Source organism: Pseudomonas sp. PS01303, from assembly GCF_029959385.1.
Classification (GTDB): Bacteria; Pseudomonadota; Gammaproteobacteria; order Pseudomonadales; family Pseudomonadaceae; genus Aquipseudomonas; species Aquipseudomonas rustica.
On the sequence record NZ_JASCPK010000023.1, the window covers coordinates 18,290 to 40,167 of the forward strand.

Here is a 21,878-nt window from a genome sequence, read left to right on the forward strand (position 1 = left end):
GTCATTGCGCGTTGGAGGGTGCAGCGGCGTCCGGTGCCGGGGTTGGCGCAGGTTCCTCGGCGGGAACTTGCGGCAACGCTTCCGGCGCGGTATCCGGTGATGCTGCAGGAATCGGATCTTGCGCAGATTCCGGTGTAACTACAGGCGCCGGGCTGGAACGATAATCCGCACGACGCTTGAGCTGAAACTCACGCACCGCCGCGTTATGCGCATCGAGATCATCCGAGAACACATGGCTGCCGTCGCCACGCGCGACGAAGTACAGGCTGGTGCCATCGACCGGATTCAGCGCCGCATGAATCGCTTCACGCCCGACCATCGCAATTGGCGTCGGCGGCAGGCCAGGAATCACGTAAGTGTTGTACGGCGTCGGCTCTTTCAAATGCGCGCGGGTCAGCTTGCCGGTGTAGCGATCGCCCAAACCGTAGATCACCGTTGGGTCGGTCTGCAACTGCATGCCCAACGCCATCCGCCGTACGAAGACCCCGGCAATCTGCCCGCGCTCTTGCGGGACGCCGGTTTCTTTTTCGACCAACGAGGCCATGATCAGCGCTTGATACGGCTCCCGGTAAGGCACATCAGACGCACGTTTTTCCCATTCGCTGGCCAGCACTTCATCGAGACGGTCGAAGGACTTTTTCAGCAACTCGGCATCGGTCATACCGCGCACGAAGCGGTAGGTGTCAGGAAAGAAACGCCCTTCCGGGAACAGGCCTTTGTGGCCAATCTTCGCCATCACGTCGCTGTCGCTCAAACCGCTCAGGGTCTGCTCGATTTTCTCGTCCTTGGCCAATGCAGCACGCACTTGATGGAAGTTCCAGCCTTCCACCAGCGTGAGGCTGTACTGAACCACGTCGCCGCGCTTCCAAGAGTCGATCAGACCATTGACGGTCATGCCTGGCTGCATGCGGTATTCGCCGCTGTGGATCGGAGTACCGGCGAGATTGAAACGCCAGTAAACCCGTAGCCAGAACGCGTCCTTGATGACGCCATCGGTTTCGAGTTCGAGGAAAGTTCGGGTGGGGGTAGAGCCTTTCGGCACATCCAGCAGCTCCTCCTGCGTGATGTTCAGGGGTTGTTCCAGTGCGGAGTGAATCTTCCAGGCGCTGGCGCCCAACAACAGCCCTGCCAGAACCAGTCCGGTTTCCAGCAGCAGCAAAAGTTTACGTCTCACGAATCAGGCATCCAGTAGCGCGCGGGCAATGGTTTGCAGTTTACGGGTGAGCGGGCCAACCGGCCAGCTCAGTGCAGCGTAGGCGCGTACCGGCCACACGCCATAAACACTGTTGCAGAGGAACACTTCATCAGCCCATTGCAGCTGTTCGAGGCTGATGTCGGCGATTTGCGTGGGGATGGCCAATGACTCGGCCTGAAACAATATTTCGGCGCGCATCACACCGGCAACACCGCAGCGTTTCAGATCGGGCGTGATCAACACACCGTCACGCACCAGAAACACGTTGCTGAACACCCCTTCGATGACCCGACCAGCCTGATCGAGCATCAAGCCTTCGGCGTGTTCGCTGTCCTGCCATTCGGCACGGGCGAGCACTTGTTCGAGTCGGTTGAGGTGTTTGAGTCCGGCAAGCAGCGGCTGGATAGCCAAGCGTGTGCTGCACGGAAACAGGCGAACGCCTTGTTCAGCATGAACAACGGGATAAGCCGCCGGTGGATTGCCTTGCAGAATGCGTCGGCCCGGTGCCGCAGGATCTGGCGCATAACCGCGAAAACCGTCGCCACGGGTGAGGATGAGTTTGAGCACGCCCTCGCCCATCGCTGCCGCATAGCTCAGCAGTTCATGAAGAATCAACTCGATATCGGCGGCGATGGCCAGACGCGAACAGCCATCGGCCAGTCGCGCCAGATGCCGATCCAGCAGGATCGGTTGGCCGCCACGCACAGCAATGGTCTCGAACAGACCATCGCCGTAAGCCAGGCCGCGATCTTTCAGCGACAGAGCGTCAGCCGGTTGACCGTCGACCCAGCAGTCCATCAGCCTGCGAACCGACGGAACGCCAGGGTGCCGTTAGTGCCGCCAAAACCGAAGGAGTTGGACAGTACGACATCGATGTCCATGTTGCGCGCGGTGTGCGGCACGAAATCGAGATCGCAGCCTTCGTCCGGCTCATCGAGGTTGATGGTCGGTGGTGCCACCTGGCTATTGATCGCCAGCACACTGAAGATCGCTTCAACCGCACCCGCCGCGCCCAACAGGTGGCCGGTCATCGACTTTGTCGAGCTGACCGCCAGCTTGTAAGCGTGCTCACCGAACACCGACTTGATCGCGTTGGCTTCGGCAAGGTCGCCGGCCGGAGTCGACGTGCCGTGGGCGTTGATGTATTGCACTTGGTCGACGTTGATCTTCGCGTCGCGCAACGCATTGGTGATGCAGCGTGCTGCACCGGCGCCGTCGGCCGGTGGCGAAGTCATGTGGAACGCATCGCCGCTGGTGCCGAAACCGATCAGCTCGGCGTAGATGGTCGCGCCGCGTGCCTTGGCGTGCTCCAGCTCTTCGAGTACCAGTGCACCGGCACCGTCGGACAGGACGAAACCGTCACGGCCCTTGTCCCATGGACGGCTGGCGCGGGTCGGCTCGTCGTTGCGGGTCGACAGCGCACGGGACGCGCCGAAGCCGCCCATGCCCAGACCGCACGCGGCCATTTCGGCACCGCCGGCAATCATCACGTCGGCTTCGTCGTACATGATGTTGCGCGCGGCCATGCCGATGCAGTGCGTACCGGTGGTGCATGCAGTGGCGATGGCGTAGTTAGGCCCCTGTGCACCCAGATGGATGGACAGAAAACCGGAAATCATATTGATGATCGAGCCTGGCACGAAGAATGGCGAGATTCGACGCGGGCCCGTCTCATGCAGGGTACGGCTGGTTTCTTCGATGTTGGTCAGACCGCCGATACCCGAACCCATGGCCACGCCAATGCGTTCACGGTTGGCGTCGGTGACTTCCAGACCGGAGTTGCGCACAGCTTGAAAGCCGGCGGCGAGACCGTACTGAATAAACAGGTCGAGCTTGCGTGCTTCCTTGACCGACAGGTATTCCTCGACATTGAAGCCCTTTACCGAGCCGCCAAAGCGGGTGGAATAGGCAGAAAGGTCGGTGTGTTCGATCAGACCAATGCCACTGCGGCCAGCCAGAATGCCCTGCCAACTGCTCGGCACATCCGTGCCCAGTGGCGACAACATACCCATACCGGTGACTACGACGCGTCTACGCGACACAGCACTCTCCTTTTTCAAATGACGACGACTTTGCATCAGGCCTAAAGAAAAAACCGCACGCCATGATGGCAGTGCGGTTTTTCCATGACAGCAAACAACGATTACAAACTATTACGCCTGGTGGCTAGTAACGTAGTCGATTGCAGCTTGTACAGTAGTGATCTTCTCAGCTTCTTCGTCAGGGATTTCGGTCTCGAATTCCTCTTCCAGAGCCATCACCAGCTCAACGGTGTCAAGGGAGTCGGCACCCAGGTCTTCTACGAAGGAAGCGGTGTTAACCACTTCTTCTTCTTTAACACCCAGTTGCTCGGCAACGATTTTCTTGACGCGCTCTTCGATGGTGCTCATACCTTGTTTTCACTCCTAATGGACAAATTCAGGCAGCTGGCCAGTGGGTAAGTGTATAGAAAGACTTTTCAGCTTTTCAACTGAAAGCTTCACTCCTCAAACCCGGTGGCCCTCTGCCTATCAATAGATTGCAGCTTTATAACGGATTTTAGACAGCTCGTATGACATTTTTTTGAAGCAATCCGTCACATTTTACTTACATGTACATCCCACCGTTCACCGGGATTGTAGCCCCAGTGACGTATGCCGCACCGTCGGATGCAAGAAAAGCGACCACAGACGCGATCTCTTGAGCTTGTCCCAGACGACCCAGCGGAATCTGCGTCTGCAAGGCTTCACGCTGTGCTTCAGGCAGTTCGCGGGTCATATCGGTGTCGATAAACCCTGGGGTTACCGAGTTGACCGTAATCGAACGCGAACCGACTTCACGCGCCATGGCACGGCTGAAACCTTCCAGACCGGCCTTGGCGGCTGCATAGTTTACTTGGCCAGCGTTGCCCATGGCACCCACTACCGAGCCAATACTGATAATTCGACCCCAGCGCGCCTTGGTCATGCCGCGCAGAACGCCCTTGGACAGGCGGAATAGACTGTTCAGGTTGGTATCGATCACGTCGTACCACTCATCGTCTTTCATGCGCATCATCAGGTTATCGCGGGTGATGCCGGCATTATTGACCAGGATCGCCACTGGCGCACCGAACTGCTCCTGAATGCTCGCCAGCACTGCGCTGACCGATTCATCGCTGGTCACGTTCAGCTCAAGGCCAGTGCCCTGAATACCATTTTCCTTCAGGGTTGCAGCAATGCGCTCAGCACCCGAAGCCGAGGTCGCGGTGCCAATAACGATGGCGCCCTGACGACCCAGTTCCAGCGCGATGGCCTGGCCGATGCCACGGCTTGCACCGGTGACCAGTGCAACTTTACCTTGCAGACTCATGCAAGTTTCTCCTGATTCAGGCTTGCGCTGCGCGAGCGGCAGCGAAAGCGTCTGGGGTATTGAGGTTGGAAGTCGCCACGCCTTCAGCGCAACGTTTGTTCAGACCGGCGAGGACTTTGCCCGGGCCGCACTCGACCAGATTGGTCGCGCCCTTGGCTGCCAGTGTCTGTACCGATTCAACCCAGCGGACTGGCTTGTAGAGTTGTTCGAGCAGATCACGCTTGAGGGTTTCCAGATCAGCCGGCACTTGCGCGCTGACGTTCTGAACCACCGGGATCTGCGGCGCCTGCCAGTTAATAGCGGCGATGGATTCGGCAAAGCGCTCGGCGGCCGGACGCATCAATTCGCAGTGCGACGGCACGCTTACCGGCAGCGGCATCGCGCGCTTGGCACCACGGGCCTTGCAGCCTTCGATGGCGCGCTCAACGGCAGCCTTGGCACCGGCGATAACGACTTGGCCAGGCGAGTTGAAGTTGACGGCGCTGACCACTTCACCTTGCGCAGCTTCGGCACAGGCTGCCAGCACGTCAGCGTCTTCCAGACCGAGGATCGCGGCCATGCCACCCTGCCCGGCCGGAACCGCTTCCTGCATCAGTTGACCACGGCGCTCAACGAGCTTCACCGCGTCAGCCAGTGTCAGGCTGCCAGCGGCAACCAGCGCGCTGTATTCACCCAGGCTGTGACCGGCAACAAAGGCCGGACGCGCGCCACCTTCTGCCAGCCACAGACGCCACAGGGCGATCGAAGCGGTCAGAATGGCCGGTTGGGTTTTATCGGTTTGATTGAGCAGCTCTTCCGGGCCCTGCTGGGTCAGTGCCCACAGGTCATAGCCCAGAGCAGCGGAGGCTTCTTGGAATGTTTCGAGGATCAGCGGGTATTGCGCGCCCAGCTCGGCCAGCATGCCGAGGGACTGCGAACCCTGTCCTGGAAAGACGAATGCGAGGGAAGCAGACATGTAACAAGCCCCTAATGATCTTGTCGTCGGAAAATGACGCCCCGCTTGGGGACGCAAGAAACTGACAGTTGGATGGCCCTTTGAACCGGGCGGTCACATTTAAGCATTGTCCGACGAAAACGCCTAAGACAACAAATCCTCCAGACGACCGTGGAGACGCTCGGGCAAGTTCTCTTGAATCTCGATCAGCGCACGCTGGATCGCACTCTGGAAGCCCTGAACACCGGCCGAACCGTGACTTTTCACGACGATACCCTGCAAGCCGAGAAAGCTTGCGCCGTTATGTCGCGCCGGCGCCAGATCAGCCTGCAAACGCTTCATCAATGGCAGCGCCAACGCACCCACCGCACGGGACGCCAGATTCTTTTTGAACAGCGCCTCGATGCGCGCAGCAATCATCGTCGCCAGGCCTTCGCTGGATTTGAGCAGAATATTGCCGACGAAACCGTCGCACACCACCACATCCGCCTCGCCGCGATACAACCCGTCGCCTTCGATGAAGCCGATGTAATTGATGCCACGAGCAGCCTGCAACAACGTCGCTGCCAGTTTGACCTGCTGGTTACCCTTGATGTCTTCAGTGCCGATATTCAGCAGCGCCACGCGCGGACGATTGATCCCCAGCGTCTGCGCCGCCACCGAACCCATTACCGCAAATTGCAGCAGATGCTCGGCACTGCAATCGACATTGGCGCCCAGATCGAGCAATTGGCAAAAACCCTTCTGCGTCGGAATTGCCGCCACCATCGCCGGGCGATCAATACCCGGCAAGGTCTTCAGCACAAATCGCGACAGCGCCATCAACGCACCGGTATTGCCGGCACTGACACAGGCTTGCGCCTTGCCATCACGCACCAGCTCCAGGGCGACACGCATCGACGAGTCCGGCTTGCCACGCAAGGCTTGAGTCGGTTTTTCGTCCATGGTGATGACTTCGCTGGCACCCACAATCGTCAGGCGCGCGCGATCGGCAGCCGATTGGCCGTGGATCAATTCTTCAAGAAGGGAGGGTTGACCGACGAGGGTCAGGTGCAGCGAGGGCGTAGCAGAAAGGCAAGCAAGGCTGGCCTGAACAATGCTGCGGGGACCGAAGTCCCCGCCCATTGCGTCAATCGCGATGACTTGAGCGGACAAGTGATTACTCGTCAGCGCCCTTGTCGATCACTTTACGGCCACGGTATACGCCTTCTGGCGATACGTGGTGACGCAGGTGAACTTCACCAGTGGTTTTTTCTACAGACAGGGTGCTAGCCTCGAGAGCGTCGTGCGAACGGCGCATGTCACGGGCAGAGCGGGATTTTTTGTTCTGCTGAACAGCCATAATTGATTAACTCCTAAACGTTTGGGTCACGCTTTAACTGCGCCAATACACTGAACGGGTTGGACCGCGTTGACTCGTCCTCGCTCGGTTCGGGCTCATCGAGACCCGCCGGCTGCTGGCATTCTTCCGGATGATGAGCAGGCACAATGGGCAAGGCGAGCAGAAGCTCCTCCTCGATCAGTGACTGCAGATCCAATGGATCTTCGCCCAGTTCCAGCACGTCATAACCTTTCGGCAACGACTGGGTATTCGCACCCTCTTTCACCACAGCATAACTGCATTCGCTGTGGATCGGCAGGGTGACCAGCTCAAGACAACGCTGGCAAACCATTTTGACCTCGGTGTCGATAAAGCTGTGGATCACCACAGATTTACGTTCATCTCGTTCAAAAACGAATTTCGCCTGCACCGTACCGACATCGTCGGAAAGCGGGTCGCAGAGTCTCTTCAAATCGGCTAGCAGCAATTCACCTTGAAGGGTGGTGCCACGATCAGCCAATTTGCGCGGGTCAACGTGAGGTGGAATCGGGTCATTCAACATAGGCGCAGCATTATAGGGATGCACCCACCCATGTCAAAGGAAATTGTTCCCTGTCCGTCACTTGCACGCCTCCGCTAGAATTCGCACCTGCCTCAGGAGACACGAATGCTGCCTTTATTACTCGCTTCAAGCTCGACATATCGTCGCGAATTGCTCGCCAGACTGCACGTGCCGTTCGTCTGCTCCTCGCCGGATATCGATGAAAGTCATCGTCCGGGCGAGCCAGCCATCGAACTGGTCAAACGCCTCGCCGAACAAAAAGCCCGGGCACTGGCCGACAGTCATCCTGCGCACTTGATCATCGGCTCTGACCAGGTTGCCGTGCTCGGCGAGCAGATCATCGGCAAGCCGCACACCTTCGAGAAGGCCCGCGAGCAACTGATGGCCGCCAGCGGCGCCAGCGTGACCTTCCTGACCGGCCTGGCGCTGCTCAACAGCCAGACCGGCGAATGCCAGGTCGACTGCGTGCCGTTTACCGTACACATGCGCCAGCTCGATCAGGCGCGCATTGAGCGCTATCTGCGTATCGAGCAGCCTTATGACTGCGCTGGCAGCTTCAAGGCTGAAGGTTTGGGGGTGAGCTTGTTTCAGTCTACTGAAGGGCCGGACGCGACCAGCCTGATCGGCCTGCCATTGATTCGGCTGATTGACATGCTGTTGGTGGAAGGCGTGCAGATTCCTTAAAAGCAAAAGATCGCAGCCTGCGGCAGCTCCTACGGGATTCATACCATCACGAAAATGTGATCGGACATGAAACGTGTAGGAGCTGCCGCAGGCTGCGATCTTTTGATCTTTACAACGAATTAACGCAACGAAGGCCCGTGGAAACCCATCCACATCGCCAACTGCTCAGCCACGCTGGCGCCAAGCTTTTTCGAGAAGCGATCAAACGGCGATTCCTGAACGGTGAAATCCACCAGTTCTTTCTCGCCAATCACGTCACGCGCAACCGAACTGGCATTGCCCAGCCCATCGATCAAACCTAACGGCAGCGCCTGCTCGCCCGACCAGACCAGCCCGGAGAACAGCTCCGGATGCTCTTTGTCCTTCAGACGATCACCACGACCCTGCTTGACGCTATTGATGAACTGTTTGTGCGTGGTATCCAACACCGTCTGCCAGAACGCCGTTTCATCCGGCTTCTGCGGCTGGAACGGATCGAGGAACGACTTGTGTTCGCCCGAGGTGTACGTGCGACGCTCAACGCCAAGCTTCTCCATGGTGCCGACAAAACCGTAACCGGCCGCCGTCACACCGATCGAACCGACCAGACTCGCCTTGTCGGCATAAATCTGATCCGCCGCGCTGGCGATGTAATAAGCACCGGAAGCACCCAGATCGGAAATCACGGCATACACCTTGATATCCGGGTGCAGGCCGCGCAGGCGCTTGATCTCGTCATACACATAACCTGACTGCACCGGACTGCCGCCCGGGCTGTTGATGCGCAGGACGACACCTTTGACCTTCTTGTCCTCAAACGCAGCGCGCAGACTGCCGACAATATTATCGGCGCTGGCCGGCTCTTTATCGGCAATCACCCCGGTGACATCGATCAACGCGGTGTAGTTATCGCTACGGGTGGCGCTTTTTTCCATGTCCATCAGCGGCGTGAACAGGATCAGCGCAATAAACAGATAAACAAACGTCAGCAGCTTGAAGAAGATCCCCCAACGCCGCGAACGGCGCTGCTCTTGCACGCCGGCCAGGAGAGTCTTCTCCAGCAGCTTCCAGCTTTTCTCGTCACCGCCGTCGGCATCTGCCTTGGCCGGTGCTTTCCATTCGTCGGTCATGCCATCCACCCCAAAAACGTATTAAGCCTGCTGCGCCAGCCAGGCATGCAATTCGGAAAAACGGTCGATCGACAGGCGCGGCTCGAACTGCTGCAGCGATTCGATCGATTGCGCGCCATAACTGACCGCCACCGAATCCATCCCCGCGTTACGCGCCATCAGCAGATCGAAGGACGAATCACCAACCATCAGCGCCTGCTCGGCGCGCACGCCGCAATGAGCAAGGATCTGCTCCAGCATCAGAGGGTGCGGCTTGCTCGCAGTTTCATCGGCAGCGCGGGTGATATCGAAATAATCTTCCCAACCATTGGCCTTGAGCACTCGATCCAGACCCCGGCGATTCTTGCCGGTGGCCACGGCCAGGTGATAACCCTGCTCGCGGAACGACGCCATCGACTCGACCACCCCTTCGAACAACGGCGAAGGCACGGCTTCGGCGGCGATGTAGTGATCAGCGTAATACTCGCGAAACAAGGTCATTTCGGCGTCACTGATCTCGGGATACAAGGTACGGATCGCCTCAGGCAGGCCCAGGCCGATGATGCCTTTGACGGCGAAATCATCGCGCAACTCGAAACCGGAGCGCCCGGACGCCGAGTGCATCGCCTCGACGATCCGATGGATGGAATCGGCCAGCGTGCCGTCCCAATCAAAAATCAGCAGCTTGTAATCAGATGGGCGCACTCAATCGCTCCACGGTCTTGGCCCACATTTCATCGACGGGCGCCTGCAAGGTCAGCTTGCCGCCATCCGGCAGCGGCACGGTCAGCATGTAAGCGTGCAGAAACAGACGCTTGCCGCCCAGATCGCGGATTTCCTTGGTGAAATCTTCATCGCCATATTTGCTGTCGCCAGCAATGCAATGGCCAGCATGCAAAGTGTGCACGCGAATCTGGTGGGTGCGACCGGTAACCGGCTTGGCTTCGACCATGGTGGCGAAATCACCGAAGCGGCGCAGCACCTTGAACATCGTCAGGGCCTCTTTGCCTTCTTCGTTGACTTCGACCATGCGCTCGCCGGAACGCAGATTGCTCTTGAGCAATGGCGCGCTGACTTTCTTGATCGAGGTCGCCCAGTTGCCACGCACCAGCGCCATGTAGCGCTTGTCGACGCCATCACCACGCAATTGCTCGTGCAGGTGACGCAACATGCTGCGCTTTTTGGCGATCATCAGCAGGCCGGAGGTGTCACGATCGAGACGGTGAACCAGCTCCAGCTCTTTGGTATCCGGGCGCAACTGACGAAAGGCTTCGATCACACCGAAATTCAAGCCACTGCCGCCGTGAACCGCAATGCCCGCGGGCTTGTTGATCACGATCAGGGCTTTGTCTTCGAAGACAATCGAGGCTTCCAGGCGCTGCAACAGACCCTGGGCCAATGGCACCGGTTCGTCGCGCTCAGGCACGCGAACGGGCGGCACGCGCACGATATCACCGGCCTGCAGCTTGTATTCGGGCTTGATCCGACCTTTGTTCACGCGCACTTCGCCTTTGCGCAAAATGCGGTAAATCAAGGTCTTGGGCACGCCTTTGAGCCGGGCGAGGAGGAAATTGTCGATTCGTTGGCCGGCATACTCCGGCGAGACTTCAAGCAATTGAACGCCTGGAGTCGAAGGGGCAGTAGTTGTCATGCCGCGGATGATAACAATTTTTATGGAATTGAAGCACTTAATCATTGCTGCTATAGTCGCGAACGCCGCCAAAAGCGGCCTGGACAGCGGCACCACGGTCAAAAACCGGCCCTGACCATCGCAATTCACCAGGACGCGAGGCCGTCCTACGGGGCTTTTGCTACGTAACGGTGGAGTTTGCAGTTGTAACAAGCGCAGGTGACATGAGGCCTGAATTACACCGTCGAGCAGAGTTTTTACTCGCCTGACAGGCAGATATTCACGGCCAGTTCACAAAGTGCAGTCAACCGCAGATGACCCCGAGCGAGAGCTTCGGAAACACCGCCTGATTAGCCATGATGCGTGACCTCCCCTTTCGGAGCTCACGGTAAATGCCAACCCGCTGCGGATTCTGCGCGCGGCAGCACCCGAATTATCAGGGATACGTGTAGGGTGGAGATGCACAACCGCTGGACTGTGTAGCAATAGGCTTTATCAAGACGCTTCATCTCGTCCACAGCCACGGTTGATTCCTCCTCCTGACTGAGTGCTTAAGTAGCCACAGCAAGCAGGACGCGTACGTCGCTATATCGGCCCAATTGGCCGCATATCGCTGGACACGGGAATGGCCAACCACTCCCGACGCACCTGACACCGACCGTGAGAAGTCGTGTGTGCCGAACGCCGTTTCCGGCAGCCCGGAAACCGACGGTACTACATGAAAAGAATGCTGATTAACGCAACTCAACCCGAAGAGTTGCGTGTTGCACTGGTAGATGGCCAACGCCTCTACGACCTGGACATCGAATCCGGTGCACGCGAGCAGAAGAAGGCCAACATTTATAAAGGCCGTATCACTCGCATCGAACCAAGCCTTGAGGCTGCCTTTGTCGATTTTGGCTCTGAGCGCCATGGCTTCCTGCCCCTCAAAGAAATCTCCCGCGAATACTTCAAGAAAGCCCCCGAAGGCCGCGTCAACATCAAGGACGTCCTGAGCGAAGGCCAGGAAGTCATCGTTCAGGTCGAAAAAGAAGAACGTGGCAACAAGGGCGCAGCCCTGACCACCTTCATCAGCCTGGCCGGTCGTTACCTCGTGCTGATGCCGAACAACCCGCGTGCCGGCGGTATCTCCCGCCGCATCGAAGGCGAAGAGCGCAACGAACTGCGTGAAGCGCTGAACGGTCTGGTTGCACCGGCCGACATGGGTCTGATCGTGCGCACTGCCGGCCTTGGCCGCAGCAGCGAAGAAATGCAGTGGGACCTCGATTACCTGCTGCAACTGTGGACCGCTATTAAAGAAGCCTCGCTGGATCGCTCCGCGCCATTCCTGATCTATCAGGAAAGCAACGTGATCATCCGCGCCATCCGCGATTACCTGCGCCAGGACATCGGCGAAGTGCTGATCGACAGCGTTGAAGCCCAGGACGAAGCCCTGACCTTCATCCGCCAGGTGATGCCGCAGTACGCCAGCAAGATCAAGCTGTACGAAGACAGCGTGCCGCTGTTCAACCGTTTCCAGATCGAAAGCCAGATCGAGACCGCTTTCCAGCGCGTCGTTGAACTGCCTTCCGGCGGCTCCATCGTTATCGATCCGACCGAAGCCCTGGTGTCCATCGACATCAACTCGGCGCGCGCCACCAAAGGCAGCGACATCGAAGAAACCGCTCTGCAGACCAACCTTGAAGCCGCCGAAGAAATCGCCCGTCAGTTGCGCCTGCGCGACATCGGCGGCCTGATCGTCATCGACTTCATCGACATGACCCCTGCCAAGAACCAGCGCGCCGTGGAAGAGAAAGTCCGCGAATGCCTGGAAGCCGACCGCGCTCGCGTGCAGATCGGCCGCATCTCGCGCTTCGGCCTGCTGGAAATGTCGCGTCAGCGCCTGCGTCCATCGCTGGGCGAAAGCAGCGGCATCGTCTGCCCGCGTTGCAACGGCACCGGCATCATTCGTGACGTTGAATCGCTGTCGCTGGCGATCCTGCGCCTGATCGAAGAAGAAGCCCTGAAAGACCGCACCGCCGAAGTTCGCGCACAAGTGCCGATCCCGGTGGCCGCGTTCCTGCTCAACGAAAAACGCAACTCGATCACCAAGATCGAACTGCGCACCCGTGCTCGCATCGTCATTCTGCCGAACGATCACCTCGAAACGCCGCACTTCGAAGTTCAGCGCCTGCGTGACGACAGCCCGGAAGCCGCGACCAACCAGTCCAGCTACGAAATCGCTGCCGCCGCTGCCGAAGTTGAAGAAGTTCAGCCAGCCGCCGCGACCCGCACCCTGGTTCGCCAGGAAGCCGCGGTCAAAACTGCACCGGCTCGCGCCAACGCTCCGGTGCCGACCGAAGTGGCCGCACCTGCTGCTGCCGCCGCGCCGGCTCCGGCTGCCGCGCCAGAACCAAGCCTGTTCAAAGGTCTGGTGAAGTCGCTGGTCAGCCTGTTCGCTACCAAAGAAGAGCCAGTTGCTCCGGCCGTGGTTGAAAAACCGGCTGCCGAGCGTCCGGCCCGTAACGAAGAGCGTCGCAACGGTCGTCAACAGAGCCGCAACCGTAATGGTCGCCGCGATGAAGAACGCAAACCGCGCGAAGAGCGTGCACCGCGTGAAGAACGCGCCCCACGTGAGCCGCGTGAAGAGCGTCAGCCACGTGAAGCCCGCGAAGTTCGCGAGCCGCGTGAAGCCCGTACCGAAGCAGCGCCAGCCGCCCGTGAAGAACGCGCGCCACGTGCGCCGCGTGAAGAACGTGCTCCGCGCGCTCCGCGTGAAGATCGCAAGCCACGTGGCGAGCGTGAAGAACGTGTACGTGAACTGCGCGAGCCACTCGATGCCGCTCCTGCCGTGACCACCGAGGTGGCTGCTGAAGAGCGTCCGGTTCGTCAGCCACGCGAAGAGCGCGCACCGCGTCCGCCGCGTGAAGAGCGTCAACCGCGCGCCGAACAGGCCGCTGCTGCCGTCGCTGAAGAAGAAGTGAATACCAACGAAGAGCAACTGCCGGAAGACGGTTCGGAGAGCGCCGAAGGCGATCGCCCACGTCGTCGTTCGCGCGGTCAGCGTCGTCGCAGCAACCGTCGTGAGCGTCAGCGTGATGCCAACGGCAACGTGATCGAAGGTTCGGAAGAATCCGAAGCCGGCGAAAACGCTGAAGAGCCAAGCAATGCCGATCTGGCCGCCGGCCTGGCTGTTACCGCAGCCGTTGCCAGCACCGTGATCAGCGCTCCGGCCGAAGCCCAAGCCTTTGAGCAAGCCGAACGCGCCACCGCTGCTGTTCAGGAAACCGCTCCAGTGGAAGCGCCGGTTGTTGAAGCGACCACTCCAGTAGAAGTGGTTGCTGCTCCGGAAGTCGAAGTGGCTCCGGTTCAGGAAACGCTGCCTCAGGTAGAGCCGGCTCCAGTTGTGGTTGCTGAGCCGGTGGTTGAAACCGTCGCTGAAACCGTGACCGAAACCGTACGTGAAGTTCGCGAAGAGCAGACCGCGTTCAACTGGGTCGCCGAGCCGGTTGTCGCTGAAACACCAGCGCCAGTGGTTGAAGCGCTGGTTGTTGAGACGCCAGTGTTCGAAGCACCAGCGTACGAAGCGCCTGTTGCCGAAGCTCCAGTGGTTGAAGAGACCAAAGCTGCCGAGCCAGTGGTTGTTGCTGAACCAGCTCCAGTCGTCGAAGCGCCGGTAGTTGTCGAAGCTCCTGCTCCGGAGGCTGAAGTGGCTCCGGTCAGCGCTCTGGCTGCAAACGGTCGCGCACCGAACGATCCTCGTGAAGTGCGTCGTCGCAAGCGTGAAGAAGAGCGCCTGCAGAAGGAAGCCGAACAGGCTGCCGCTGCTGCTCCGGTTGCAGAAGTCGTCGCTGAACAAGCGGTAGTTGAAGCGGTCATCGCTGAAGCGCCTCGCTCCGTTCAAGACGCAGCAGAGCACCACGAAGAAGCCCAGGAAAAAGAACACGAGCCTAAACCCCTCGTCTGATTCCTGAAGCTGTAAAAAAGCCCCGCCCGGTGAAAGCCTGGCGGGGCTTTTTTTATGCCATTTAAAAGATCAAGAGATCGCAGCCTTCGGCAGCTCCAACAATTTGAAATACGTTCCCCTGTAGGAGCTGCCGAAGGCTGCGATCTTTTGATCTTGCTGTTATTTAAAAACCAAAGCCTCCGGCACATCGATATCCCACAAAACCCCGGGATCATCCACCGACACCTCAACCACCCTGCCCTGCTTGAACAACGGCCGAGCCCCACGATCACCGCTCAACGCCAGCAACCCCGCACCAAACGACCGGCCAAACCCCACCGGATGCCCAAACTCACCGTCCTGCACCGGCACGCTCACCGCATCATCAGCCATCGCCGCAACAACCCGCTCAATACTCGAGGGCAAGATAAACGGCATATCCCCCAGCACAATCAGCCAGCCATCCGCTTGCGGGCACGTCGCGATGCCCGCCGCAATGCTGTCGCCCATGCCGGTCGTGCCAATCGTCACAACTTCACAGCCATACGCCTGAGCCATACGCATCGCTTGCGGTCGTTCTTCCGTCGTGACCAGTACACGTTTGTCGAGGCTCGCCGGCAGATTCACCAGCACCTGCTCGATCACCGAGCGCACCGCGCCATCGCGACCGGTGCAATCGGCGAGCAACTTATCCTTGTCCGCACCCGCCACTTTGCGAAAGCGACTGCCCTCGCCTGCGGCCAACACAATCACGCCAATGGTTCGGCTCATGCGCCCTCCACGGGTTTCTTCTGCTTCAACTCAACGCCGTTTTTGATCGCGACGATCTCTGCGAGCAAAGACAAGGCAATCTCCGCCGGCGAATGACTGCCGATGTGCAGACCGATCGGCCCATGCAATCGAGCAATCGCCTCTACCGACAAGCCTAGCTGAGCCAGATTCTCCCGGCGCTTCAAACTATTGACCCGCGAGCCGAGTGCGCCAACATAAAACGCCGGCGAATCCAGCGCCGTCAGTAAGGCCATGTCATCCAGACGCGGATCGTGGGTCAACGCGACAATCGCCGTACGCTCATCGGTCTGAATGTTCAACACCGCCTCATCCGGCATACCCTTAACGAAGCGACCGTGCTGCTCTTCCCAGCCATAAACGAACTCAGTGCGCGGATCGCAGATCAGCACTTCGAAATCCAGCAGCCGCGCCATGTCCGCGACGTAGCGTGACAATTGCCCGGCACCGATCAACAGCAAGCGCCAGCGCGGGCCGTAAATCGCGCGCAGAACCTTGCCGTCGAACTCCAGAGCATCGGTTTTGCTCGCCGCTGTCAAAACCACTTCACCGGTTTCGATATTCAGTTCGCGGGCGACGATTTCGTGGGCTTCACAACGCGCGAGCAGCTCGGCGACCCAATACGGATCGCCAACCCGCTCTTCGGTCAGGCGCAGCGTACCGCCGCAAGGCAAGCCAAACCGCGCCGCTTCTTCGCGGGTCACGCCGTAGGTGATCAGTTGCACCGGCGGCCCGTCGCTGGCAATCCGTCCATCGTGCAGGCGGGCGATCAAGTCATCCTCGACGCAACCGCCCGACACCGAACCGATCACCACGCCATCCTCGCGCAAGGCGAGCATCGCCCCGGGTGCCCGGGGCGCGGTGCCCCAGGTTTGCACCACGCTAAACAACACCACCCGCTGCCCGGCGCGGCGCCATTCGAGCACGCTGCGCAGAACATTGAGGTCGACACTGTCCATCAGGCGTCCGCCTTCTGCCAATCCTGCAGTTGATAACGCACGGGCAAGTTACGAATGCGCTTGCCCGTGGCAGCAAAAATCGCATTGCACAGCGCCGGCGCAATCGGCGGCACGCCCGGCTCACCGACACCGCCCAACGGCACATCGCCCGGCGGCGTCACCAGATGCACTGCGACCTCCTTCGGCGCCAGCGACATGCGCGCCACTTCGTACATATGGAAGTTGTCCTGCTGAACCTTGCCGTCCTTGAAGCTGATTTCACCCAGCACCGCGTTGCCCAGACCCATGACGCAGGCGCCTTCGAACTGCGAGCGAATCCGCTCAGGGTTGATCTGCGGCCCGCAATCCACGGCGATGTCAGCTTTGTGCACGATCAGCGTGCCATCGTCTTTAACCTCGACTTCGATCACCGCCGCCACATAGGTGACGAAGCTGTAATGCACCGCCAGCCCCAAGCCACGGCCCTTGGGTAATTTACGCCCCCAACCGGCGGCTTTGGCAGCGGTTTCCAGCACGGTGCGCATGCGCCCGGTATCGATCGGATAACGCTCGGGGGATTCGCCGTAGTTCCACTCTTCGCTCAAGGTGCGCGGGTCAATCTGGCGATCAGGCCCAAGCAGTTTGATCTGGTACTTGAGCGGATCTTCACCGGCCTTGTGCGCCAGCTCATCGACGAAACTCTGGATGGCGAAACCATGAGGAATGTTCGACACCGAGCGATACCAGCCGACCCGCGTGTGCACGGTCGCTTCGGGGTTTTCCAGGCGTACGTTGGGAATGGCGTAGGCCATGTTGGTGAAACCCATGCCCAGCTCGAACGCCGCTTCGTGGTTCATGCCCGGCGCGAACAGCGCGGTGATGCTCGGTGCCACCGTGCGATGCAACCAGCCGGACGGCATGCCGTCCTTGCCGACGCTTGCTTTCAAATATTCGGCGGACACGGTGTGAAAATACGAGTTGTGGATGTCATCTTCACGCGTCCACTGCACCCGCACGGCTTTGCCGGGAAATTCTTTGGCGAGGATCGCCGCTTCAACGACGAAGTCCGGTTTCGACTTGCGCCCGAAACCGCCGCCGAGCAGCGTGACATTTAAGGTGACGTTGTCGAACGGCAGACCGAGACGCTCGGCAATACGCTCGCGGGTGACTTGCGGCGCCTGACTCGGTGCCCAGGCTTCACAGACACCGTCCTTGTAACGGGCGATGGCGACCATTGGTTCCATCGGCGCCTGCGCAAGATGCGGCAAATAATACGAAGCTTCGAGTGTGCTGGCAGCGCCGCTCAATGCTTTGTCGATATCGCCGGTATTGCGTACCACTTTGCCGGGTTTCAGCGAGGCGGCTTCCAGCTCCTTGCGATAGGCGATCGAGTCGTAACTGGCGTTGGGGCCGTCATCCCATTCGATTTTGAGCGCCTCGCGGCCCTTGATTGCAGCCCAAGTATTGCTGGCCACCACCGCCACGCCACCCAATGGCTGAAATTCAGAAGGCAGTGGACGACCTTCAATCTGAATCACTTTAAGCACACCGGGGACTTTCAGTGCAGCGCTGTCATCCAGCGATTTGACCTTGCCGCCATACACCGCCGGACGGGCGATGGTCGCGTAAACCATGCCGTCGAAATGCACGTCGGCACCGTACACCGCGCGGCCGTTGACGATATCGGCACCGTCGATGGCTTTGGTGCCTTCCTTGCCGATGTAGCGAAATTCCGACGGTTTTTTGAGTCGCAGGCTGTCACGCGCTGGCACCGCCAACGCACTCGCGGCAGCGGCCAGTTCGCCATAACCCAGCTCCCGACCAGACGGCTTGTGAATGACTTTGTGCAACTGCGCGTGGCATTCGCCGACCGGCACTTTCCACTGCGTGGCCGCCGCTTGTTCAAGCATCGTCCGCGCTGCAGCACCGCAACGCCGCATCGGTTCGTACCAGTGACGCATGCTGCGCGAACCGTCGGTGTCCTGATTACCGAAGCGCACTTCATCGCCTGGCGCCTGCTGCACTTTGACCCTGGCCCAATCGGCGTCCAGTTCATCGGCAACCACCATGGTCAGACTGGTGCGCACGCCCTGCCCCATCTCCGAACGGTTGCAGACCACGGTGACCGTGCCGTCAGCGGCAATGCTCACGTAGACTTTCGGGTCATCGATCCAGCCGTTGGGCATGCCGTCAGCGCCGAATTTCTTTTCTTTCTGGTCGGCCAGCGCATCCTGCCAACCCCAACTCGCGGCCAGCACCAACGCGCCCGCCGCGCCGACGCCTTTTAGGAAACCGCGGCGACTGAGATTGCTCAGGGCGAAATCATTCGGAAGGCGACTCATGCTTTCGCCTCCTTCAAATGCGTGGAGGCTTGGCGGATCGCGGTTTTGATGCGGTTATAAGTACCGCAGCGGCAGATGTTGCCGACCATGGCTTCTTCGATCTGCTCGTCGCTCGGGTTTGGATTGGTTTTGAGCAACGCGGTGGCCGACATGATTTGCCCGCCCTGACAGAAACCGCACTGCGCGACTGCCGTATCGAGCCAGGCTTGCTGGACGACTTGCCCGACCGGATCGGCATGCAGGTTGTCGATGGTGGTGACGTTCTGCCCGATCACTGAGCCGATCGGCGTGATGCAACTGCGCGCCGGCAAGCCATCGATATGAATGGTGCACGCGCCACACAGGCCCATGCCGCAGCCGAACTTGGTGCCGTTGTAACCGGCAACGTCGCGGATCGCCCAAAGCAGCGGCATGTCCTCCGTGACGTCGAGAGAATGATCCTGGCCATTGAGTTTCAGGGTAATCATGGGCACGCCCGCATATTTTTGGTGGTTATGGGGTCGAGCAATCTGCCGCCGTAGCATCGGCGGTGGTTCACGCAGATCGACTCAGGCTAATGAGGCTCTCTTGTGTCGACGCGAACGTCTGCACCGGGCCTTTGGTGGAGCAAATGACGGTTATCGTTAGCTCGCTAAGTTAACCCAGCGTTAACAAAAAAGCCCTGCACTTTTTCATCAGTGCAGGGCTCTGGATGGCGCCTGGAAAGCGTAGCTTCAATACCGATTGGGCTCCATTTCCAGGTCGACATTGAAACGTTCGGCAATGTCTTTCTGGATACGTTGCGCCAGATCGAGCAATTGCAGGCCGGTCGCCGCGCCGTAATTGACCAGCACCAGCGCCTGCAATTTATGCACGCCGGCATCGGCTTCACGGAAACCTTTCCAACCGGCGCGTTCGATCAGCCAACCCGCCGCCAGCTTCATCTGCCCGTCCGGCTGCGCATAAGCCACCACATCCGGGTGCTGCGCTTTGATCTGCGCGACGATGGCCGCCGACACCAGCGGGTTCTTGAAGAAACTGCCGGCATTGCCGAGCACCGCCGGATCCGGCAGTTTTTCGCTGCGGATGCTGCAAATCGCGCGGCTGACGTCGGTCGGCGTCGGTTGTTCGATGCCCTGCTCGGTCAGGCGCTGACGCACCGGGCCGTATTCCAGATGCAGATGGGCGACGCGATCCAGTTTGAAACGCACGCGCAGAATCAACCATCGCCCCGGCTGCTGTTTGAACAGGCTGTCGCGGTAGGCAAAGTTGCACTCTTCGAGGCTGAAGTCGCGCAGCTCGCCGGTCTGGCGATCCAGCGCGGTGAGCCCTGCAAAGACATCCTTGATCTCGACACCGTAAGCGCCAATGTTCTGCATTGGCGCAGCGCCAACGGTGCCGGGAATCAGGCTGAGGTTTTCCAGTCCGGAGAATCCTTGCGCCAGCGTGTGCTGCACGAACGGATGCCACGGTTCGCCCGCTTCCGCCTCGATCACCACACGGTTACCGTCATCGCTGATCACACGAATCCCGCGTGTAGCCATGCGCAGCACCAGCGCCGGAATATCTGCCGTGAGCAGCAAGTTGCTGCCACCGCCGATCACCAGCAGCGGCACATCATGAGCAACGGCATAGGCCAGCGCTTCACGAACATCGCCATCGCTATGGGCTTCGGCGAACAGTTGCGCGCGAACGTCGACGCCAAAACTGTTGAACGGTTTCAGGGAAACCTGCGGTTGCACCTGCAAACTCATAACCGGCCCTTCACTTCGATCAACAATTGGTCACAAGCCGCTTCAATCAGATCCAGCACCTGCTCGAACCCTTGATCGCCGTCGTAATACGGATCCGGCACCTCATCGACGAGCCCGGCATAACGGCGCAGGAACAGATCCAGTTCAGCGCGGCCGGTGGACGGTTGCAGGGCCTTGAGGTTGCGCAGGTTGCTGTTGTCCATCGCCAGAATCAGATCGTAACTGGCGAAATCGGCGCGGCTGACTTGCTGCGCGCGTTGCGCCGACAAGTCATAACCGCGCACTTTGGCAGCGGCCTGGCTGCGTTTGTCCGGCGGATTGCCGACGTGCCAGTCACCGGTGCCGGCGGAGGCCACTTCAACCTGATCCGCCAGCCCTGCGGCGCGCAACTTGTGGCGTAACACGCCTTCAGCCGTGGGCGAACGGCAAATGTTGCCCAGGCACACAAACAGAACGCGCATCAGGCCCCCAGCAGGCGACGAACGCGCTCGAGGTCTTCGACGGTATCGACACCAGTCGGCGGCGCGATCAACGCATCGGCAACATGAATACGCACGCCGTGCCACAGCGCACGCAGTTGCTCGAGGGATTCAGTGTTTTCCAGCCAGCACGGGCCCCAGCTCACGAAGTCCTGAAGGAACCCGGCGCGGTAGGCATAAATGCCGATATGGCGACGGTACGGCACACCTTCCGGCAGTTGCTCGCGGCTTTTGGCGAAGGCATCGCGTGCCCATGGCAAAGTCGCGCGGCTGAAGGTCAGCGCCAGACCGTTGATGTCGCTGACGACCTTGACCACGTTCGGATTGAACAGGGTTTCCACGTCTTCGATCGGCTCGGCCAGCGTGGCCATGCGCGCTTCGGTGTGTGCGGCCAGGTTGGCAGCGACCTGATCGATCACGCTCGGCGGAATCAGCGGCTCGTCGCCCTGCACGTTGACCACGATCGCATCGGGCTCAAGGCCCAGTTTCGCTGCGACTTCAGCTAGACGATCAGTGCCGGAATTGTGATCTTCACGGGTCAGCACCACTTCGGCGCCAAAGCCTTTGCAGGCCTCGACGATGCGCGGATCGTCAGTCGCGACGACCACGCGGCTCGCGCTGCTTTTGCTCGCCTGTTCCCAGACGTGCTGGATCATCGGCTTGCCGGCGATGTCCAGCAGCGGTTTGCCGGGCAGACGGGTCGAGGCGTAACGCGACGGGATGACAACGGTGAACGCGGTGGTCATTTATCCAGACGCTCGTCGGTGGTCAGGGTGCGGGCTTCGCTTTCGAGCATCACCGGAATGCCGTCGCGGATCGGGTACGCCAGGCCGGCACCCTTGCTGATCAGTTCGGTCTTGTCGGCGCTGAGCTTGAGCGGGCCTTTGCAGATCGGGCACGCGAGGATGTCGAGCAATTTGGTGTCCAT

At 59.7% G+C, this 21,878-nt stretch carries 22 protein-coding genes; 2 read left to right on the forward strand and 20 right to left on the reverse strand.

All coding sequences use genetic code 11. The annotated features are described in order from the left end of the window. Position 1: 1 nt before the first annotated feature. The 9 genes from mltG to QMX93_RS09825 form a co-directional block, all read right to left on the reverse strand. A complete protein-coding gene (gene mltG / locus QMX93_RS09785) occupies positions 2-1,174 on the reverse strand; it encodes an endolytic transglycosylase MltG (RefSeq protein WP_159811497.1) in 1,173 nt (390 codons plus the stop codon). 3 nt (positions 1,175-1,177) lie between these two features. Continuing rightward, the gene (gene pabC, locus QMX93_RS09790) at positions 1,178-1,993 is read right to left on the reverse strand and encodes an aminodeoxychorismate lyase (protein WP_282355219.1); all 816 of its coding nucleotides are present in this window, start codon (positions 1,991-1,993) and stop codon (positions 1,178-1,180) included. Further along, a complete protein-coding gene (gene fabF, locus QMX93_RS09795; RefSeq protein ID WP_053122604.1) occupies positions 1,993-3,237 on the reverse strand; it encodes a beta-ketoacyl-ACP synthase II in 1,245 nt (414 codons plus the stop codon). Before fabF ends, pabC begins: the two co-directional genes overlap by 1 nt. Before the next feature lie 111 nt (positions 3,238-3,348). Then, on the reverse strand, positions 3,349-3,585 hold the full coding sequence (gene acpP / locus QMX93_RS09800) for an acyl carrier protein (RefSeq protein WP_003175607.1): 237 nt from the start codon (positions 3,583-3,585) through the stop codon (positions 3,349-3,351). A 196-nt stretch (positions 3,586-3,781) separates the two neighbouring features. Continuing rightward, positions 3,782-4,525, reverse strand: a complete 744-nt coding sequence (gene fabG / locus QMX93_RS09805; RefSeq protein ID WP_007908254.1) for a 3-oxoacyl-ACP reductase FabG — start codon at positions 4,523-4,525, stop codon at positions 3,782-3,784. 16 nt (positions 4,526-4,541) lie between these two features. Further along, positions 4,542-5,480, reverse strand: coding sequence for an ACP S-malonyltransferase (gene fabD / locus QMX93_RS09810; RefSeq protein ID WP_212543787.1), 939 nt, complete (start codon positions 5,478-5,480; stop codon positions 4,542-4,544). Between the two features lie 123 nt (positions 5,481-5,603). After that, the gene (gene plsX, locus QMX93_RS09815; RefSeq protein WP_082341469.1) at positions 5,604-6,614 is read right to left on the reverse strand and encodes a phosphate acyltransferase PlsX; all 1,011 of its coding nucleotides are present in this window, start codon (positions 6,612-6,614) and stop codon (positions 5,604-5,606) included. A 4-nt stretch (positions 6,615-6,618) separates the two neighbouring features. Beyond that, positions 6,619-6,801 carry a 50S ribosomal protein L32 gene (rpmF, locus tag QMX93_RS09820; RefSeq protein ID WP_003179396.1) on the reverse strand — a complete coding sequence of 61 codons (183 nt, stop codon included), beginning with the start codon at positions 6,799-6,801 and terminating at the stop codon, positions 6,619-6,621. 13 nt (positions 6,802-6,814) lie between these two features. Beyond that, positions 6,815-7,342 (reverse strand): YceD family protein, encoded by a 528-nt coding sequence (locus tag QMX93_RS09825; protein WP_008086273.1) that lies wholly within the window; start codon positions 7,340-7,342, stop codon positions 6,815-6,817. A 105-nt stretch (positions 7,343-7,447) separates the two neighbouring features. On the opposite strand from QMX93_RS09825, the gene QMX93_RS09830 reads away from it, so the two are divergent. Then, on the forward strand, positions 7,448-8,026 hold the full coding sequence (locus QMX93_RS09830; RefSeq protein ID WP_212548975.1) for a nucleoside triphosphate pyrophosphatase: 579 nt from the start codon (positions 7,448-7,450) through the stop codon (positions 8,024-8,026). Between the two features lie 119 nt (positions 8,027-8,145). Here the strand turns inward: QMX93_RS09830 and sppA are convergent, their stop codons facing one another. Genes sppA through rluC form a run of 3 tightly spaced genes read right to left on the reverse strand, consistent with a single transcriptional unit; the run spans position 8,146 to position 10,765 of the window. Beyond that, positions 8,146-9,135 carry a signal peptide peptidase SppA gene (sppA, locus tag QMX93_RS09835; RefSeq protein ID WP_053122616.1) on the reverse strand — a complete coding sequence of 330 codons (990 nt, stop codon included), beginning with the start codon at positions 9,133-9,135 and terminating at the stop codon, positions 8,146-8,148. A gap of 21 nt (positions 9,136-9,156) precedes the next feature. Continuing rightward, entirely contained in the window at positions 9,157-9,819 is a 663-nt protein-coding gene (locus tag QMX93_RS09840; protein WP_053122618.1) for an HAD-IA family hydrolase, read from the reverse strand. Beyond that, a complete protein-coding gene (gene rluC, locus QMX93_RS09845) occupies positions 9,806-10,765 on the reverse strand; it encodes a 23S rRNA pseudouridine(955/2504/2580) synthase RluC (protein WP_045123283.1) in 960 nt (319 codons plus the stop codon). Before rluC ends, QMX93_RS09840 begins: the two co-directional genes overlap by 14 nt. 697 nt (positions 10,766-11,462) lie before the next feature. Here rluC and rne point away from each other — a divergent pair. After that, on the forward strand, positions 11,463-14,690 hold the full coding sequence (gene rne, locus QMX93_RS09850; protein WP_282355241.1) for a ribonuclease E: 3,228 nt from the start codon (positions 11,463-11,465) through the stop codon (positions 14,688-14,690). Between the two features lie 159 nt (positions 14,691-14,849). Here the strand turns inward: rne and QMX93_RS09855 are convergent, their stop codons facing one another. From QMX93_RS09855 to QMX93_RS09890, 8 genes are all read right to left on the reverse strand, one after another. After that, positions 14,850-15,440 carry a nucleotidyltransferase family protein gene (locus QMX93_RS09855; protein WP_282355243.1) on the reverse strand — a complete coding sequence of 197 codons (591 nt, stop codon included), beginning with the start codon at positions 15,438-15,440 and terminating at the stop codon, positions 14,850-14,852. After that, on the reverse strand, positions 15,437-16,417 hold the full coding sequence (locus tag QMX93_RS09860; RefSeq protein ID WP_282355246.1) for an XdhC family protein: 981 nt from the start codon (positions 16,415-16,417) through the stop codon (positions 15,437-15,439). The genes QMX93_RS09855 and QMX93_RS09860 overlap by 4 nt, the downstream gene beginning before the upstream one ends. After that, positions 16,417-18,738, reverse strand: a complete 2,322-nt coding sequence (locus tag QMX93_RS09865; protein WP_282355249.1) for a xanthine dehydrogenase family protein molybdopterin-binding subunit — start codon at positions 18,736-18,738, stop codon at positions 16,417-16,419. The genes QMX93_RS09860 and QMX93_RS09865 overlap by 1 nt, the downstream gene beginning before the upstream one ends. Next, positions 18,735-19,205, reverse strand: a complete 471-nt coding sequence (locus tag QMX93_RS09870) for a (2Fe-2S)-binding protein (protein WP_053122632.1) — start codon at positions 19,203-19,205, stop codon at positions 18,735-18,737. Before QMX93_RS09870 ends, QMX93_RS09865 begins: the two co-directional genes overlap by 4 nt. Before the next feature lie 246 nt (positions 19,206-19,451). Beyond that, entirely contained in the window at positions 19,452-20,471 is a 1,020-nt protein-coding gene (gene murB / locus QMX93_RS09875) for a UDP-N-acetylmuramate dehydrogenase (RefSeq protein WP_282355251.1), read from the reverse strand. Then, positions 20,468-20,932, reverse strand: coding sequence for a low molecular weight protein-tyrosine-phosphatase (locus tag QMX93_RS09880; RefSeq protein WP_053122639.1), 465 nt, complete (start codon positions 20,930-20,932; stop codon positions 20,468-20,470). Before QMX93_RS09880 ends, murB begins: the two co-directional genes overlap by 4 nt. Further along, positions 20,932-21,696, reverse strand: coding sequence for a 3-deoxy-manno-octulosonate cytidylyltransferase (gene kdsB, locus QMX93_RS09885; protein ID WP_053122642.1), 765 nt, complete (start codon positions 21,694-21,696; stop codon positions 20,932-20,934). The genes QMX93_RS09880 and kdsB overlap by 1 nt, the downstream gene beginning before the upstream one ends. Further along, the gene (locus tag QMX93_RS09890) at positions 21,693-21,878 is read right to left on the reverse strand and encodes a Trm112 family protein (RefSeq protein ID WP_003174668.1); all 186 of its coding nucleotides are present in this window, start codon (positions 21,876-21,878) and stop codon (positions 21,693-21,695) included. The genes kdsB and QMX93_RS09890 overlap by 4 nt, the downstream gene beginning before the upstream one ends.